At 73.7% G+C, this 17,563-nt stretch carries 15 protein-coding genes; 1 reads left to right on the plus strand and 14 read right to left on the minus strand.

Annotated elements, in window-relative coordinates:
• Positions 1–7: 7 nt before the first annotated feature.
• From HNP84_RS25230 to HNP84_RS25280, 11 genes are all read right to left on the minus strand, one after another.
• Positions 8–1,249: an MFS transporter gene (locus HNP84_RS25230; RefSeq protein ID WP_185052387.1), complete on the minus strand. Its 1,242-nt coding sequence runs from the start codon at positions 1,247–1,249 to the stop codon at positions 8–10.
• A 6-nt stretch (positions 1,250–1,255) separates the two neighbouring features.
• The gene (locus HNP84_RS25235; RefSeq protein WP_185052388.1) at positions 1,256–2,851 is read right to left on the minus strand and encodes a zinc-binding metallopeptidase family protein; all 1,596 of its coding nucleotides are present in this window, start codon (positions 2,849–2,851) and stop codon (positions 1,256–1,258) included.
• Between the two features lie 122 nt (positions 2,852–2,973).
• Positions 2,974–4,122, minus strand: coding sequence for an ABC transporter ATP-binding protein (locus tag HNP84_RS25240; protein ID WP_221336722.1), 1,149 nt, complete (start codon positions 4,120–4,122; stop codon positions 2,974–2,976).
• A complete protein-coding gene (locus HNP84_RS25245) occupies positions 4,119–4,910 on the minus strand; it encodes an ABC transporter permease (RefSeq protein ID WP_185052389.1) in 792 nt (263 codons plus the stop codon). The genes HNP84_RS25240 and HNP84_RS25245 overlap by 4 nt, the downstream gene beginning before the upstream one ends.
• On the minus strand, positions 4,907–5,860 hold the full coding sequence (locus tag HNP84_RS53410) for an ABC transporter permease (RefSeq protein WP_185052390.1): 954 nt from the start codon (positions 5,858–5,860) through the stop codon (positions 4,907–4,909). The genes HNP84_RS25245 and HNP84_RS53410 overlap by 4 nt, the downstream gene beginning before the upstream one ends.
• Before the next feature lie 16 nt (positions 5,861–5,876).
• Entirely contained in the window at positions 5,877–6,932 is a 1,056-nt protein-coding gene (locus tag HNP84_RS25255; protein ID WP_185052391.1) for an extracellular solute-binding protein, read from the minus strand.
• A gap of 91 nt (positions 6,933–7,023) precedes the next feature.
• Positions 7,024–8,451, minus strand: coding sequence for an aminobutyraldehyde dehydrogenase (locus tag HNP84_RS25260; protein WP_185052392.1), 1,428 nt, complete (start codon positions 8,449–8,451; stop codon positions 7,024–7,026).
• On the minus strand, positions 8,448–10,124 hold the full coding sequence (locus tag HNP84_RS25265; protein ID WP_185052393.1) for a 5-guanidino-2-oxopentanoate decarboxylase: 1,677 nt from the start codon (positions 10,122–10,124) through the stop codon (positions 8,448–8,450). The genes HNP84_RS25260 and HNP84_RS25265 overlap by 4 nt, the downstream gene beginning before the upstream one ends.
• 117 nt (positions 10,125–10,241) lie before the next feature.
• Entirely contained in the window at positions 10,242–11,255 is a 1,014-nt protein-coding gene (locus tag HNP84_RS25270; RefSeq protein ID WP_185052394.1) for an NAD-dependent epimerase/dehydratase family protein, read from the minus strand.
• A complete protein-coding gene (gene puuE, locus HNP84_RS25275) occupies positions 11,252–12,193 on the minus strand; it encodes an allantoinase PuuE (protein ID WP_185052395.1) in 942 nt (313 codons plus the stop codon). Before puuE ends, HNP84_RS25270 begins: the two co-directional genes overlap by 4 nt.
• A gap of 47 nt (positions 12,194–12,240) precedes the next feature.
• On the minus strand, positions 12,241–13,626 hold the full coding sequence (locus HNP84_RS25280) for an amidohydrolase family protein (RefSeq protein ID WP_185052396.1): 1,386 nt from the start codon (positions 13,624–13,626) through the stop codon (positions 12,241–12,243).
• A gap of 342 nt (positions 13,627–13,968) precedes the next feature.
• Here HNP84_RS25280 and HNP84_RS25285 point away from each other — a divergent pair, with 342 nt between their 5' ends.
• Positions 13,969–14,691, plus strand: coding sequence for an SDR family NAD(P)-dependent oxidoreductase (locus tag HNP84_RS25285; protein ID WP_185052397.1), 723 nt, complete (start codon positions 13,969–13,971; stop codon positions 14,689–14,691).
• Between the two features lie 112 nt (positions 14,692–14,803).
• Here the strand turns inward: HNP84_RS25285 and HNP84_RS25290 are convergent, their stop codons facing one another.
• The 3 genes from HNP84_RS25290 to HNP84_RS25300 are packed head-to-tail and all read right to left on the minus strand — an operon-like array spanning position 14,804 to position 17,557.
• Positions 14,804–15,316 (minus strand): flavin reductase family protein, encoded by a 513-nt coding sequence (locus HNP84_RS25290; RefSeq protein ID WP_185052398.1) that lies wholly within the window; start codon positions 15,314–15,316, stop codon positions 14,804–14,806.
• On the minus strand, positions 15,297–16,832 hold the full coding sequence (locus HNP84_RS25295) for an MFS transporter (protein WP_185052399.1): 1,536 nt from the start codon (positions 16,830–16,832) through the stop codon (positions 15,297–15,299). The genes HNP84_RS25290 and HNP84_RS25295 overlap by 20 nt, the downstream gene beginning before the upstream one ends.
• On the minus strand, positions 16,829–17,557 hold the full coding sequence (locus HNP84_RS25300; protein ID WP_185052400.1) for a class I SAM-dependent methyltransferase: 729 nt from the start codon (positions 17,555–17,557) through the stop codon (positions 16,829–16,831). Before HNP84_RS25300 ends, HNP84_RS25295 begins: the two co-directional genes overlap by 4 nt.
• Positions 17,558–17,563 lie beyond the last annotated feature (6 nt).

Genomic DNA, 17,563 nt, shown 5'->3' on the forward strand with positions numbered 1-17,563 from the left:
GGCCCGCTCACCGCGTGCGTGCGCGCGGGGTCAGCGCCAGCATCCCGGCGAGCATCGCGGCGGAGGCCACGGCGCCCGTGAGGAACACCCCGCGCGGGCCCGAGAGGTCGAGCAGCGCCCCGAACACCACCGGCAGCACCAGCATGCCCACGCCGTTGAGGTGGTTGGTCGCGGCCAGCCGCAGGCCGGTGCCGCCCGCGGCCCCCTCCCCCGTCGCCAGCAGGTTGGTGGCCCCGATGCCGGTGGCCCCGGCGAGGCCGTGCAGCACGGCGCCGAGCGCGGCGCCCGCGAAGCCGCTGCCCGCCAGTCCGACCGCGGCCAGGCCGGCCACCGCGCACACGCCGGACACCGTCACCGCGCCACGCAGCCCCACGCGGGCGACCACCCGGCCGAAGAACGGCCCGGCGGCGACCGAGGTCAGGTCGCGGCACAGCAGCAGCGTCAGCACCAGCCAGGGCAGGCGGTCGGCGGGCACGTCGAGCGCGATCGGGTAGAAGGAGTTGCCGAGCAGGACCACGGTGTTCAGGTTGAGGTTGATCAGTGACGACGCCTGGAGCGCGGGCTCGCGGCGCAGCATGCGCAACGAGGCCAGGTATCCGCCGCGCGCCCCGGCCGTCGCGGTGAGTGCGGCGGGGTCGTCGCGGTCCGCCCGGCCCCGCACCCGCCTGGCGAGCAGTGCGAAGGCCAGGGCCGGCGGCACGACCAGCCACAGTCCCGGCCCGGCGGCGCCGGCGCCCGATCCGGCCAGCAGCGACACCGAGACGACCGCCGCCAGTGCGGCGGCCAGGCGCTGGGCCGCGCCGTTGAGGCCCTGCGTGCGGTAACGCTCGCCGGATCGGGCGACGACCGCCAGCGTCGTGGTCACCACGGCGCCGCGGGCCAGGCCGTACCCGGCCAGGGGCAGCGCCCACGCCCACACCGGGGCGCCCTGCGCCGCCAGGGCCATCCCGGCGGCGCAGGCGGCGACGGCCAGGCCGCCCGCGGACAGCACCCCGCCCCGCCCGGCGCGGTCGGTGCGCACGGCCGCAGGCGGCGCCATGAGCAGGCCGAGCCCCTGGGCCAGCGCGAGGAGCACGCCGATCAGCAGCCCCGACCGTACGCCGCTCGCCTCCAGCGCGACCGGCAGCAGGATCTGGGCCAGCGACTCGGTGAGGAACAGCGTGACGACCATCGCCACCGCCAGCGCGGTCCCGCTCGCCCCCTCCGCGGCCGGGGCGGAGCCGCGGAAGGGGCGGGAGAGCGTCCCCATGTCCGCTCAGAGCTTCTCGCCGAAGTCGGTGGTCGTGGGCAGTTGCCACTCGAAGCCGCGGGCGGTGGTGACGTACTCGGGCCAGGGCAGTTCCACCGGGGGCGCGAAGTCGGCCGGCAGCAGCGGGGCGCGCAGCTCCTCCGGCGCGGCCTCCCGGTTGCGCTCGAACTCCTCCCTGGCGGCGCGCAGCAGATCGGCGTCGTCGATGAGCCGCAGCGCGGTCGCGGCGATCACGCCGCCGGCGTAGCTCCACACCGGGTCGATCGCCGCGGCCAGGCCGTTCATGGCGTTGTTGGCCCAGTGGTTGAGGTCCTCGCCCACCACGCGCAGCAGCGGCTTGGCGGTGAAGAAGCGCACGGTGGGGGTGTGCCAGGTGTACTCGGTGTAGTCGTCGGCCCCGGTGCAGTCCTGCCAGGGCGGCAGGGTGGCGCGGGTGGCGGCGTCCTGCTCGCGCGGGTCGGTGACCTGGTGCAGCATCGGCCGGAACGGGTCATCGGAGGGCTCGTGCCCGAGCGTGCGCTCCAGTTCGCGGGCGAACTCGTACGCCTCGGGCGCGAACTCGCGCGGCCCCAGCTCCAGCAGGTTCTCGTACGTCGCCTGGGCCATGACGTGGTTCTTCAGGCCGGGCCGGGTACGCGTCACCCAGCGCATGGAGACCTCGCAGTTGGCGAGCCCGGCCACGTGCCTGGCGTTGCGCTGGAGCACCTCCAGGATCTGCCGCTGCACGCCGATCAGCGGCGAGCGCCAGCTGAACTGGATCTGGGTGATCCGTGGCGGCAGGTTGTCGGCCGTCGCGTTGGCCGCGCCCAGGACCGCCTCGTTGAGCGACCACAGGCCGGTCCGGGGGAACATGTTCTCCTTGGCGTACTTCGTCGAGGTCAGCATCAGGCCCAGCGCGTCCAGCGCCCCCGGCGAGCGCACGCTGTTGTGGGCGCCCATCCCCGAGCCCGCCAGCGGGTCGCCGGTGATCCACGGCGGGGCGTCGTCGCGCTGCGCCTCGAAGCACTGGAAGGTGAAGACGACCGACCAGTACAGGCAGTTCGTGATGTCCCACAGCGCGGTGTTCTCGAACAGCGGGTGATAGCTGATCGCCGCGTCCAGCCCGTCGTAGTAGCCCTTGGCCGCGTGCACGGCCTTGGACCCGCACACCTTCTCCGCCGGCTCGCCGAACAGGTGGACGACGCCCCGGCCGCCGGTGCGCTCGATCGCCCGCTTGGTCGCGATGGCCCCGGCGAGGGCGCCGACCCCGAGGGCGGAGTGCGCGTCGGTGAAGCCGGGCGCCCAGGGGTGCAGGCCGGGGCGGGGCTGCCGGTAGGGGACGGTGTCCTGCGAGTAGCCGGGCGAGGCGTCGTACTCGGCGTACATGCCGATCGCGGGGCCGCCGTCGCCCCATTTGGCGTGGAAGGCGGTCGGCATGTCCCCCGACCCCTCCTCCACCTCGAACCCCTCGGCCCGCAGCAGCTCGGCGTACGCCTGCGCCGAGCGGTACTCCCGCCACGCGGGCTCGGCGTAGGACCAGATGAGGCGGTGGAACTCCGAGAGCTCCTTGCCGAGCTCCTCCACTGCGGCGACTCCGGCGCGCTGGCGCTCGGTCAGTCCCATGCTTGACTCCTCGTTCGTTCTTCTCGTGTCTTTCTCGCGGCTCGTCGCCAGGACTTGGCGGCAGGCCCGTACGGGGCGCCGCCCGCGGCGGCGCCCCTGGATCGCGGGCGGGACGGCCGGGGTCAGGCGGCCCCGGGGATGATGTGGCAGGAGTCGGCGTCCCATTCCAGGACGACCTCGTCGCCGACCGCGCACGGCAGCGGGGCGCCCGACTCGCACCTGACGACCAGCTCCGCGCCGTCGGCGCCCGCGACGAGGACCTTGCGCGAGTCGCCGGCGTAGATGTCGGCGCTGACCACGCCGGGCATCTCGGAGACGGCCGGCCGCGACGGGCCCGTGCCCGCCGGCCGGATGCGGATGGCGGAGGGCCGCACCACGACGACCGCCTCGCCCTCCCCCCGCGCGTCGCCGGGGACGAGGATCCGCCCGTGCGGCAGCGCGAGCACGGCCTCGGAGCCCTCGTGCCGCACGGGTCCGCGGAACAGGTTGGACTCGCCGAGGAAGCGGGCGGTGACCTCGCTGTTGGGCAGGCCGTACAGCTCCTCGGGCGTGCCGTACTGGACCAGGCGCCCGCCGGCGAGCAGCGCGATGCGGTCGCTCATGGTCAGCGCCTCCTCCTGGTCGTGGGTGACGTTGATGACGGTGAGCCCCAGCTCGCGGCTGAGCCGGCGGATCTCGATCTGCATGGCCTCGCGCAGCCGCCGGTCCAGGGCGCCGAGCGGCTCGTCCATCAGCAGCAGGGGCGGCCGGGCCACGATGGCCCGCGCCAGCGCCACCCGCTGCTGCTGCCCACCGGACAGCTCCTTGGGCGAACGCCTGCCGTATCCGGCGAGCTGCACCGCCTCCAGCGCCCGCTCGACCAGGGCGGCGCGGTCGCGGCGGCGCACGCGCCGCATCTCCAGCGGGAAGGCGACGTTGGCGGCGACCGACAGGTGCGGGAACAGCGCGTAGTTCTGGAACACCATGCCGATCTCGCGCCGGTGCACCGGCACCTGGGAGATGTCCCGGCCGTCCAGCACCACCCGTCCCCCATCGGCCTCGACGAACCCGGCGATGATGCGCAGCAGCGTGGTCTTGCCCGACCCCGAGGCGCCGAGCAGCGTGAGGAACTGGCCGGGCTCGACGGTCAGCGACACGTCATCGACCGCGCGCACGTCCCCGTACGTCTTGACGATGCCGGCCAGCTCGACCCGCGCCCCGGACCCGGTCCGGGGCGCGATCCCGGTCGGCGGAGTCCCGGTCGGCGCGGTCCCGGTCTCGGTCTCGGTCACGTCCTCCTCCTAATCCTTTTCAGCAGGGCCGGGCCGAGCAGCACCAGCGCGGCCATGACCAGCGAGACGAGGGTGATCAGCGTCGCCACCGCGGAGATGGACGGCTCGACGCCGGAGCGCACCTGGCTCCACATCACGACGGGCAGGGTGCGGAACTGCGGCGTGTTCAGGAACAGGGCGACGACGACCTCGTCCCAGGAGGAGACGAACGCCAGCACCCCGCCGACCAGCGCCGCCGGGGCGACCAGGGGCAGCGTGATCCGCAGCAGCGTGACCGTCTCGGTCGCGCCGGACACCCGGGCGGCCTCCTCGACGCGGCGGTCCACCCCGGTGAGCGCGGCCAGGACGTTGACGAACACGAACGGCAGGCCGAGCACCGCGTGCGCGAGGCCCAGGCTCAGCACGCTCCCGGACAGGCCGACGCGGATGTAGACGAGGTAGAAGCCGATACCCGCGACGACGAGCGGCACGGTCATCGGCAGCACGGCCAGGCCGGTGACCAGGCTCGGCGGGAGGAAGCGCCCGCGCGCCGCCGCGAAGGCGAGCGAGGTGCCCGCGACCATCGCCAGGACCGCGGCCAGCAGCCCCACCTGGACGCTGTTCCCGAGCGCGGTGAGCCACTCCGGGTCGGTGAGCACCTCCTCGAACCAGCGCAGGGAGAACCCGTTGGGCGGGAAGGCCACCATCGAACCGGAGGTCACCGCGGTCGCCGCCACGATCAGGGTGGGCGCGACGAACACCAGCGCGACCAGGCAGGCGAACACCCGCACGCCCGGCCCGGCCCTCATCGCCGCCTGCCCATGCCGACGCCGAGGATCCTGCCCAGCCCCACGAAGCGGGCGGCGACGGCGAGCACGGCCAGCACCGCGGCGAACAGCAGCACCGCCATCGCGGCGCCGACGCCGGGCTTGAGGAACTGCTCGATCTGCTGCATGATCGCCTGCCCCACGTAGATCTGGCGGGCGCCGCCGAGGAGCTGCGGGGTGATGTAGAAGCCCAGCGCGAGCACGAACACCAGCACCCCGCCGGCCACCGCGCCGGGCAGCGACAGCGGCAGCGTCACGCGGGCGAACACGCGCCACGGCCGCGCCCCCATCCCCCGCGCCGCCCGCTCCACGTCGGGGTCGATGGAGCGGAGCTGGGCGAACAGCGCGAGCACGGCGTACGGCATCAGGACGTGCACCATGCCGATGTAGACCGCGAACGGGGTCCTGATCAGGCGGACCGGCTCGGAGACGAGGCCGAGCCACTCGCGCAGCACGGTGTTCACGATGCCGGTGTCGTTCAGGATGATCTGCCACGCGTAGGTGCGCACGAGCAGGCTGGTCCAGAACGCGAGCATCAGCGCGACGGTCAGGAACGTCCGCATCGCCCGGCCGGAGCGCGCCATGGCGTACGCGTAGGGGTAGCCGATCAGCAGGCACAGCCCGGTGACCACCAGCGCCATGCGCAGGGTGTCCCAGACCGAGCGCTGGTAGACGGCGCTGCTGAAGATCGCCGCGTAGTTCTCCGGGGAGGGGTCGGTCAGGCTCTTGACCACGACCACCACCATGGGGACGGCGAAGGCCGCGATCACGAACAGCAGACCGGGAAGGCCCACGCCGCTCCAGTAGTCGGGCCGGGGGAAACGGCGCCGCGCGGGGGCCGGTGTGCCCCCGCCGTCGCCGGCCCGGCCGCCGGGGCCGGTCACGGGGTCACGCTCCAGCCCGCGAGCGGGGATCTGGGAGAGCGCACTCACCTGTGCTCCTCGATCCTCAGCCCGCCAGCCAGGCGGTGGTCTGCTCGATCGCCTTCTCCATGTTGGCGTTCCACCACGCGCTGTCCATGATGATCGGGGCGTCCTCGCCCTTCAGCACGTGGGCGGTGGGGGCGTCGGCGGCGTACTCGCCGGACGCCGTCGCCTTGGGGTTGGCCGGGCCGTACGGGATGAACTGCGTGATCTTCCCGTTGTTGGCCGCGGCAGCGATGTGGGCGATGAGCTTCATCGCGTTGGCCTTGTTCGGGGCGCCCTTGGGCACGAACAGGTAGTCGCACAGGTAGATCTGCTGGCCCCAGGCGTTGTCGATGGGCCGGCCCTCGTCCTTGGCCAGCTTGACCCGCCCGTTGTAGCAGTTGCCCATGACGGCCTCGCCGGAGGAGATCAGGTTGATGCACTCCCCGGCGTCCTTGAACACGATCAGGTCGTCCTTGATCGGCTCCAGGAGCTTCAGCGCCCGGCCGACGTCGAGGGGGTAGAGCTCGTCGCGGGCCACGCCGTCGGCCATCAGCGCCGCCTCCAGGATGCCCTGGAAGCCCGCGGTGCCGTCGATGGCCCGCTTGCCGGGGTATTTCGCGGTGTCGAAGAAGTCGGCGTAGTTGCGCGGCGGGGAGGCGCCGAACTTGTCGGTGTTGTAGGCGAGCACGATCGAGAAGACGAACAGCGGCACACCCTGCTTGTAGATCTTGAACGGCCCGTCCGCGTAGTCATCGCAGGCGACGACGGAGCAGTCGATGTCCTCCAGGCGGGGGTTGTCCTCCAGCCCGAAGTCCACGCCGCCCTGGGCCACGTCCCAGGTGACGTTCCTGGCGTCGACCATCTGGTGGATCTTGGCGTAGGTGACCGGGTTGTCCTGGACCACCCGGACGCCGCTCTGACCGGCGAACGGGTCGAGCCATGCCTTGGCCAGCGCCTCCTGCCCGGTGCCGCCGTAGCCGGCGAACGTGACCGTGCCGCCGCCGGACGCGCCGCCGTCGTCGCCGCCACCGCAGGCGGTGACGGCGAGGGCCAGCGCCAGGGTGGTGACGGCCCGCAAAGTGCGTGAAACCTTCACGTGCTCACTTACCTTTCCTTACCGATGCCGGATGGTCGTCCATCCGGCCGATCCCGGCCGCCGGCCCCCGCCGCGATCCGGTCCGATCCGCTCAGCGCGTCCCTGTGAAGCTCATGACGTGCTTGACGCGCGTGTAGTCGTCGAACCCGTAGGCCGACATGTCCTTGCCGTAGCCCGAGTGCTTGAAGCCCCCGTGCGGCATCTCCGAGACCAGGGTCATGTGGGTGTTGAGCCACACCGCCCCGAAGTCGAGCCGGGCGGCGACGCGCAGGGCGCGGGCGTTGTCGCGCGTCCACACGCTGGAGGCCAGGCCGTAGACGGTGTCGTTGGCGAGCGCCACCGCCTCGACCTCGGTGTCGAAGGTCTGCACGGTCACCACGGGCCCGAAGATCTCCTCGCGCACCACCTCGTCGGCCTGCCGCACGCCGGAGACGACGGTGGGGGCGAAGAAGTAGCCGGCGCCGCCGGCGCGGGTGCCGCCCGTGGTCACGGTGGCGTGCCCGGGGAGCCGTTCCACGAACCCCGCCACCCGCTGGAGCTGGGCGGCGTTGTTGAGCGGGCCGAACACCGCCTCCGGGTCGGCGGGCGGCCCCACGCGTACGCCGGCCGCGGCCTCGGTCAGCCCGGCGACGAACTCGTCGTGCACGCTCCGGTGCACCAGCACCCGGGTCGCCGCCGTGCAGTCCTGGCCCGCGTTGGCGTAGCCCGCCTCGGCGACCGTGCGCACCGCGGCGTCCAGTTCGGCGTCCGGGAAGACGAGCACCGGGGCCTTGCCGCCGAGCTCCAGGTGCAGGCGCTTGAGCGAGGCCGAGGCCGCCCTGGCGACCTCGATCCCGGCCGTCACCGACCCGGTGATGGACACCATCTGGGGGATCTCGTGGGCCACCAGGGCGCGCCCGGTCTCGCGGTCGCCGCACACCACGTTCACCACGCCGGGTGGCACGATCTCCGCGGCGATCCCGGCCAGCAGCACGGTGGTGAGCGGAGTGGTCTCGGCCGGTTTCAGCACCACGGTGTCGCCCGCCGCCAGCGCCGGGGCGATCTTCCAGACGGCCATCATCAGCGGGTAGTTCCACGGCGTCACCTGCGCGCAGACCCCGACCGGCTCGCGCCTGATCATCGAGGTGTGGTCGTCGAGGTACTCCCCCGCCGACCTGCCCTCCAGCAGGCGCGCGGCCCCGGCGAAGAAGCGCAGCACGTCCACGCACTCCGCGACCTCGGCACGGGCGGCGGCCAGGGGCTTCCCGGTGTTCGCCGACTCGGTCTCCGCCAGTTCCGCGGCGCGGGCGGCGACCTCGCCGGCCAGGCGCAGCAGCACGTCCTGCCGTACGCGGGGCGTGGTGCGGCCCCAGCGGGCGAAGGCGCGCTCGGCGGCGCGGCAGGCGGCGTCCACGTCGGCCGCCGCGGACAGAGGCGCGGCGGCGATCACCTTCTCGGTGCTCGGGTCCACCACCTCGGCGCGGCGCCCGTCGGCGGCCTCGCGCCACTGCCCGTCGATCAAGTTGCGGACGTCGATCACGGTCCCACCTCCATCACGATGACCGTCGGCCGGTCGGCCGTGAGCGCGACGGCGGCCTGCTTGGCCGCCTCGGCGGCGTCCGCCGCGCGTACGCCGTGGCAGCCCATGGCCTGGGCGAGCGCCGCGAAGTCCGGGCGGGCCAGGTCCACCGCGTACGGCGCGATGCCGCGGTCGAGCATGTTCTGCCGGATCTCGGCGAAGCCGTGGTTGTCCAGGATCACCACGGGCAGCGGCAGCCCCAGCTCCGCGCCGGTGACCAGCTCCTGGGCGCTGAACATGAACGCGCCGTCGCCGAGCAGGGCCACGACCGGCCGCGCCGGGTCCGCCAGCCGCGCCCCGATCGCCGCCGGCACGGCGTAGCCGAGCGTCGAGTAGCCGACCGGCATCAGGTAGGCGCGCGGCGCGGGGAACCGCCAGAACGGCGTGGTGCCCAGGTAGGAGACCTGGGAGCTGTCCCCCACGACGACGATGTCCCGGGGCAGCGCGTCCCGGAGCGCGTCCTGCACCGCGCGCCACCGTCCGCCGTGGACCGCGGCCTGCTCCAGGCACCGGGCGCGGACGCCGGCCGCCCTGCGCTCCCCTGCGCGGCGCGCGGCGGAGGAGGGGGCGAGCCCGGCCGCGAGCGCGGTCAGCGCCTCCCCGGCGTCGGCGTGGACGGGCAGCGTGGCGCGGACGTTCTTGTGCGACTGGGCCGGATCGAGGTCGATCCGGATGACCGCCCCGCGCGGGGCCAGGCCCTCCGGCACCTCGGCGTCGCCCAGCTCGCTGCCCACGACGAGCAGCACGTCGGCCTCGCGCATGAGGTCCCGCGCCGCCGGAAGACCGGGGAACGCGCCGACGGCCAGCGGGTGGTCCTCGTCGAGCACGCCCTTGCCGGCAGTGGTGGTGACGACGGGGGCGCCCACCGCCTCGGCGACCCGCCGCAGCGGCGCGGCGGCGCCGGCCGCGCCTCCGCCCGCGACGATCACCGGGGACGCGGCCCCCGCGAGCAGGCCGAGGGCCTCGGCCACCGCCCGCGGGGACGGGGCCGGCGGGCAGGGCGGGCGCCACGGCCGCGGCACCTCGCCGTCCCAGCCGGCCTCCAGCACGTCCAGCGGCACCTCGATGTGCACCGGCCGGGGGCGTTCGACCGCCCACCGGGCGAAGGTCTCGTGGATCGCCTCGACCGCCTGGGCCGGCGTCCCGGGCCGTACGCTGCGCGCCACCGCGCCGTCAGCGGCGGCACGCTGGTCCTTCATCTCGTGGAGCCAGCCGTAGCCGGCGCGCTCCCGGCCGGTCGGCACGCCGGGCGAGATCACCAGGAGCGGGACGGAGTCGGCGTAGGCGGTGCCCATCGCGGCCATGGCGTTCATCAGGCCGGGGCCGCTGGTCGTGACGACGAGGCCCGGCCGGCCGGTGACGCGGGCGTACCCGTCGGCGGCGTAGCCGGCGCCCTGCTCGTGCCGGGTCACCACGTGCCGGATCCCGCAGGCCGCCATCCCCCGGTAGAGCTCCAGGTTGTGCGTGCCGGGGATGCCGAACGCGAGGTCCGCCCCGTTGGCGGCGAGAGCCTCGGCCATGGCGGTCCCGGTCGTGCGCCGCGCGCCGGTCACGGGATCACCGAGGGCCGGCCGCGCCGACGGGCCGGGCCCGTCGGGCGAGGGCGTGAGCGGGTGGGAGCGTTCCGATGCCATGTGCTCCTCCAGACGGTTGTGCGACCAGAACACGCCTCAGAGATTGCGATTGACCAACACATCCGGTTTCATTCCGGTAAATTTGACTATCTGGCCATATTTGACGAGTGAAGTTCACTATTTCCGCCTTTCCAGCTCGTGATCGTGAAACAGGTGGGGGTGCGCGAGGGCCCAGTCGCGGTACTCGGCCACCTGCTCCGCCAGGCCGCGCGGCCGCCAGCCCAGCAGCCGGGCCGCCCGTCCGGCGTGACAGGCCCCGTTCTTGCCGGACCGCGACGAGGGGCCGGCGTCGAGGACCGCGCGCTCCGCGTCGCCCACCAGCTCCACGCCGAAGAGCTCCGCCAGCCGCGGCACCGGCGTGAGCACCCCGCCGGACAGGTTGAGTGCGGCGCTCTCCACGCCGGCCCTGGTGCACAGCAGGCCGAGCGCCACGGCGACGTCGGCCGCGCTGATCCAGTCCCCGGCCGCCCGCAGCGTCCTCGGCGTCACCGCGAGCGGCGTGCCGGCGACGCGGGCGCGTGCCAGGTGGTAGGGCACCGACATGACCGCGCGCGTGGCGGTCGGCCGCTCCATCGGGCCGAACACCTTGACGCAGCGCACGATCGGCACGCTCATCCCGTAGAGCGTGGCGAACCTCCTGGCCACCAGCTCGCCGGCCGCCTTGCTGACGCCGTACATCTCGTCCGGCTCCAGGGCGGTGTCCTCGTCCTGCGGCTCCGTACGCCCCGGGTCGCCGGCGCCGTAGACGGCCGCGCTGCTGAGGTGGACGACGCGGCGGACCGAGCGCGTGCGCCTGGCGGCGTCCAGGACGGCGGCGGTGCCCATCACGTTGACGTCCAGGAACCGCCCGGGGTCCTCCCGCTCCCACTCGGGCACCAGGGTCACGGCGGCGCCGTGCACCACGGCGGCGGGCCGGTGCCGGTCGAACAGGCCGGCGAGGCGGTCGCGGTCGCGCACGTCGCAGACCTCGAACTCCACCCGCCCGGCCACGTCCGCCAGGTACGCCCGCCACACGTCGTCCGGCTCGCCGGCGTCCAGGGCCAGGACCGTGGCCTCCGGGTGGTCCCGCAGGAAGCGCCGGGCGAACACGCTCATGACGAAGCCGCAGGCCCCGGTCACGACGACTCTCATGCCCGCCCCACCGCGCCGGCGGAGTCCGGCAGGCCCGGCAGCCACGTTGCGGCCGGGTGCGTACGGCGCCAGTGGCGGGCGATGTCGGCCCGCCGGGCGACCCACACGTCCCCGGCCTCGGCCACGTGATCGAGGAAGCGCACCAGGTCGGCGGCCCTGCCCGGGCGTCCCGCGATCCGGGTGTGCAGCCCGACGCTCATCATCTTCGGCCGGTCGTCCCCCTCGGCGCGGAGCAGGTCCAGGGCCCGGCGCAGGTAGGCGGAGAAGCTCTCGGACTGGAAGCCGTAGGTGTTGAGGTACCGGCCGTCGTTGTTGTCGAGGGTGTACGGGACGACCAGGTGGGCCCGGTCGCCGACCTGCTCCCAGTAGGGCAGGTCGTCGGCGAAGGAGTCGGCGTCGTACAGGAAGCCGCCCTCCTGCGCCACGATGCGGCGGGTGTGAGGGCTCGTCCGGCCGGTGTACCAGCCCTCCGGCCGGCGGCCGGTGACCCTGGTGTGCAGCTCTACGGCCTGGCGGACGTGCTCCCGCTCCAGTTCCTCGGGCATCTCGGCGTAGTCGATCCAGCGCAGCCCGTGGCAGGCGATCTCCCACTCCGCCTCGTTCATCGCGGCCACCGCCTCGGGGTTCCTCTCCAGGGAGGTCGCGACGCCGAACACGGTCACCGGCATGCCGCGCTCGGTGAACAGCCGGCGCAGCCGCCAGAAGCCGGCCCGGGTGCCGTACTCGTACTGGGACTCCACGTTGAGGTTGCGGATGTGGGGCAGCTCGCGCGTCGGCTCCTCGGTCAGGAACGCCTCCGAGCACCGGTCCCCGTGCAGGACCGAGCGCTCGCCGCCCTCCTCGTAGTTGACGACGAACTGCAGGGCGACCCTGGCGCCGCCCGGCCAGTCCGCGTGCGGCGGGCGGGGGCCGTATCCCCTGAGGTCTCGTGGGTACATCGTTCCGCTCACTTCCCGGCAGAGGGTGGTGGTCCTGGGTCGGCGCGTCAGCAGTCGGGGACGGGGGCGGCGCGGCGTACGGGCCGGAGGGGGACCGGCCCGGTGTCCACGCCCGAGCTGGCGACCAGCGGTGCGACGAGACGGCCGCCCTGGTAGACGGCCCGCACGTCCCACAGCCGGGACACGTCACGGGTGGCGTCGCCCGCGACGACGACCATGTCGGCGAGGCGGCCGGGGGCCAGGGTGCCCACCCGGTCGCCGATCCCGCACGCCTCGGCGGCGACGGCGGTCGCCGCGCGGATGGCCGCGAGCGGCGCCATGCCCGCCGCCACGGCCAGTTCGATGCCGTGCTGGAGGCCGCCGAAGGAGACGTCGTACGGTCCCGCGTCGGTGCTGATCGCGATGCGCGGGCCCAGGCCGTCGGCCAGCATCGAGGACAGGATGCCGAGCTTCATGTCGAAGTAGGCCTCAAGGGCGGAGACCCGGCCCTTGTCCGCGGGGCCGAGCGCGCCGTGCCCGGCCCGCCGCCGCAGCTCGACGAGGGTCTCCCAGCCGCCGGTCTGGGCGGTGAAGCTGATGAAGGTGCCCGCCTCGTGCACGCTCTGGGCCACCGCCGGGTCGTAGACCATGTGCCCGCTGGAGGCCACGCCGCCGCCGAACTCCATCATCTCCCCGGGCACGAGGAACTCGGCGTGCTCGATGCAGTCCAGGCCCGCCTTCACCGCGTTGAGCATGGAGGACGTGGCGCGGCAGTGGGCGGTGGTGGGCCGGCCGAGGCCGTGCGCCGTCTCCACGGCGACCCGCATCTCGGCCGCGGTGTAGGAGGAGTAGTAGGGGATGTTGCCCGCGGTCGCCCCGCCCGACGCCATGATCTTGATGTGGTCGGCGCCCTCGGCCACCAGGCGCCGCACGGCCGCACGGATCTGGTCGGCGCCGTCGGCGACGCCGTTGCACCAGTAGAAGTGCCCGTGGGAGTGGGTGATCGGACGGCCGGCGAGCAGCATGCGCGGGCCGTTGACGTAGCCCCGCTCGACGGCCTCCCTGACCTCGAACACGACCCGGTTGCGCCCGCCGTTGTCCCTGATGGTGGTCACGCCGGAGGCGAGGTGCCGGCGCAGGTTGCTGACCGCGATCAACGCCATCATCTCGTCGGAGTCGAGGACCTGCCGCTCGTACGGGGTGCCGTCCCCGGTCAGCGTGATGTGGCAGTGGGCGTCCACGAACCCCGGGACGACGGTGGCGTCGCCGTAGTCGATCACCCGGACTCCGGGGCGGGCGAGATCCTCCGCGGCGTCCGCGGCCGTGCACACCCGCACGACGCGCTCGCCCCGGAGCTCCACCACTGCGTCGTGCAGGACATCCCCCGCGCCGTCGCCCAGGGCGGGGAACACCCGCGCCGCCCGAAGAAAGCACTGGTCCGAGCTGAGATCCACTGGTGTCCTCTCCGTGTTCCGAGATCGGCATTCCGAGATCGGCGGCCCGCTGGGAAGCCCGCGGGAGGGGCGCTCTGTCGCGTTCGGCGGGAGTTCGTCAAATGTGACAGAGGTCTTCCAGACTTGTCCAGAGCGGGCGACCTGTTCACGCCGATTTCACATCCGGACCACAAGACGAGGAACCCGCCCCCTTCAGGGCGTTATCGAACCTTGACCGCCACGGCCCTGGACATCCGCCCACACGCGGGGTCAGATTGACCCTCATCCAGATTCGTCACCAACAAGGATCATCAGTCATCCATGACTAACGACCCTCACCGCGTCCACTGAAAGGAACCCGCCTTGCCTGGGATCGCCCTGGTGACCGGCGCCGCGTCCGGGATCGGCGCCGCGACCGCAGAACGTCTCCGCGACCACGGCTGGAGGGTCTGGGCGGCCGACCTGGACGAGGACGGCCTGCGAAGGCTGAGCCCGGGGATCACCACCCGGGCGCTGGACGTCGCCGACGAGGTCGCCGTCCAGTCCCTCCTCGACGACCTCGGACGCGCCGAGGGCCGGCTCGACGGCGTCGCCGCCTGCGCCGGGATCGGCTACACCGCTCCCGCGACGGACACGACACCGCAGATCTTCGACGAGGTGATGCGCGTCAACCTGCGCGCCGTGTTCGTGCTGGCCCGCGCCGCGGTGCCACTGCTGTCGGCATCACCGACACCCTCGTTCGCGGCCATCGCCTCCGAACTCGGCACCGTGGGCGCCCCCGGCCTGAGCGCGTACGGCTCGTCCAAGGCCGGGGTGATCAACCTCATGCGCGTACTCGCGCTGGAGCACGCCGCGCAGGGCGTCCGGTTCAACGCGGTCGCGCCCGGCGGGACCAGAACCCCCATGATGGAGCGGGAACAGCAGCGCCTGGGCAGGACGCTCGCGGACGCGGCGGCCAACATCCCCCTGGGCCGCCTGGCCGAGCCATCCGAGATCGCCGCGGTCGTGGAGTTCGTCCTGTCGGCCGACTCCTCCTTCATGACCGGCAGCGTACTCACCGCCGACGGCGGCTACACCGCCCGCTGACCCCGCGGTCGTCGCGGTGGAAGTGCACCCAGCGAGCCGGCCGAGGTGGCCGCCTGGTCGCCGTCGATGTTCACCGGCAGGTCGATGGTCATGTGCTGGGTGTGCTCCCCTTTCACCTCGGCCTGTCGCAGATAGCCGGTGATCTGGTCGATGCCAGGTCGTGGTACGCGCGGGCCTGGAGCACCAGCGGGGAGCGTTCCCGGTGGGCGGACTGCCACAGGGGGGCGCCCACGATCAGGGTGTGGTCGGCGTACGACAGGTAATCCACGGCCCGGCACACCGCGGCGGCGCAGGCGTGGGCGAGGATCGGGATCGCGTGCCTCGTCTCCACGGCCAGGTCGTCGCCGAAGCGCTCGTGCGGGGGGCGGTGGGCGAATCTCTCGCACAGGTCGCGCTGGTCGCGGCTGAGCAGGCTGACGCCGAAGCGCCCGGACTCGCGGATCGCGGGCAGGGTGCGGCTCGTCTCACTCAGCGAGACGACGAGCAGAGGGGGTGCCGCCGACAGCGACATGACCGCGTTCACCGTGCAGCCGGCGGGGACGCCTCTGTTGGCCGTCGTGACGACGGCGACGCCCGACGGCCATTGGGCCATGAACCGGCGGAACTCATCGGCCGTGACGGCCATCGGCCTTTTCCTCCGCCGGGACGGGTGGCGTGGCGGGGCTCGCACGCCTGCGCAGGGTGGCCGCGGCGGTCAGCGCGCCCACGAGTGCGAGGGCCGCTCCGGCCAGGCCGATGGCGGCGATCCCGTCGGCGAACGCCGTCCTGGCGGCGGCCAGGGACGTCGCGGGCACCTCGGCGAAACGGCCGGCCTCCACCGCCGTACGCAGGCGCTCGTCGGCGAGGGCGGCGCCGACCTGGGCGGACAGCAGCGCGCCGAACACCGTGACCCCGATCGCGGTGCCGAGCGGGAAGAACGCGTTCACCAGGCCGCTGGCCATGCCGGCCCGCGCCGGGGGCACGCCCGACACCGAGACGGTCATCAGGGGTGCGTAGAGGAGGCCGCTTCCGGCTCCCAGCAGCACCAGGCCCGGCAGCGCGACCGTCCACGGCGTCTCGGCGCCGACCTGGGCGAGGAACACGAACCCCAGCGCGATCACGACGAAGCCCGCGGTCACCAGGGCGGCCGGGCCGGTGCGTCCCAGGAGCCGTCCGGCGGCCAGGCTCGTCACGATGACCGCCGCGGACAGTGCCACCAAGCGGATTCCCGTCTCCAGCGGCGAGTAGCCGAGCATGCCCTGCAGCCACAGCACCAGGTACGCCAGCGGTCCCAGGTGCAGCACCCGGGTGAGGAAGCTGAGGGCGGCGGCGCCGGCGAAGGACGCGATCCGGAACAGCCGCAGGTCGAGCAGCGGCTGCGCGGCGCGCCTCTCGACCAGGACGAACGCGGCCAGCCCGGCGAGGCCGGCGCACGCCGCCACGGCGACGTCGGCGCTCCGCCAGCCGTGGTCGGCTCCGGCCACGACGGCGTAGTTGATCGCGAACAGGGCCACGGCCGCGAGCGCGGCGCCGGGCAGGTCGAGCGGGCCGCCCCAGGACTCGCGCGGCGGGGCGGTGATGCGGAGCAGCGCGCCCGCGAGCAGGATCACCCCGGGAAGCAGGTTCACCAGGAAGATCGACCGCCAGCCGAACACCTCGACCAGGGCGCCGCCGGCCAGCGGCCCGAGCGCGGCGGAGGCGGCTCCCACGGCGGAGAACACGCCGATCGCGGACGCCCTGCGCTCGGCGGGGAAGGCCGACACCAGCAGCGGGATGGCGGGCGCGAAGGTCACCGCGCCGCCGATGCCCTGGATCGCCCGCGCGGCCATCAGCATCTCGGGGCTGCCCGCGATCCCGCACAGGCCGGACGCGAGCGTGAAGCCGGCCACGCCGGCGAGGAACACCTCCCGTCTGCCGAGCCGGTCCGACAACGATCCGGCCGGGAGCAGCAGCGCGGCGAACACCAGCGGGTACACGCCGACGACCCACTGCAGATCGGCGAGGCCGGCCCGGAAGTCCGCCGCGATGTCCTCCACGGCGATGTTGACGATCGTGATGTCGAGCGTCAGCAGCGCCCCGGCGGTGCTGACCAGGGCCAGGGTCCAGCGCCGCGATCCGCGGGGCGGCGATGCCTGAGGCGGTGACGCATGGGGGGCGGTCATGGCGTCAGCACCGCGATCTCGGGGGTGACCTCGCCGCCGGCGTGGGCGATGCGGCGGCTCGTCATGCCCGCCTCGCGGGCGATCTGGGCGGTGTCGAGGGTGTGCCAGTCGTAGCCGTCGCTCACCTCGCGCACGGTCCTGCCGTCCCGGAGCACCCGCCAGGTGGTGGTGAAGCGCATCAGGCCGGGGCCGAGCGGCTCCCCCGCCAGCCACCACTCGTAGACCTGGCGCCCCATCGTCTCGCGCAGCGAAAGGGTCGGTGGGATGGTCCTGGGAGTGCGCACCCCCATCAGCTCGACGACGATGACCCCGCCGGGCGCGAGCCGTTCCCGCAGGCGGGCCCACAGGGTGCGGCGCTCGGGCTCGGTGAGGTGCCCGGCCACGCCGAAGATCACCGCCGCCGAGATCCGGTCGAGCGGCGGCAGGTCGGGGGCCGCGGTGTCCACGACGGTGACGCGCTCGCGCAGGCCCGGGTCGTCGGCGACGCGGCTGGTGAGAATGGCCCGCATCGGAGGGGAGGGCTCCATCGCGACGATCTCGGCGGTGGGCAGGGCGGCCGCGATGACCTCGGTGACCCGGCCCGTTCCCGCTCCGATCTCCAGGATCGGCCCCCCGGCCGGGTCCAGCTCCTTGAGCACGGCGCTCAGCGGGGGGCCGCTGCTGACGATGTGCCTGGTGGCGACCATCTCGTAGAACTCGGCCGCCGGCGAGTAGTAGTCACGCATCCTTGT

This window comes from Thermocatellispora tengchongensis, assembly GCF_014202315.1.
GTDB lineage: Bacteria > Actinomycetota > Actinomycetes > Streptosporangiales > Streptosporangiaceae > Thermocatellispora > Thermocatellispora tengchongensis.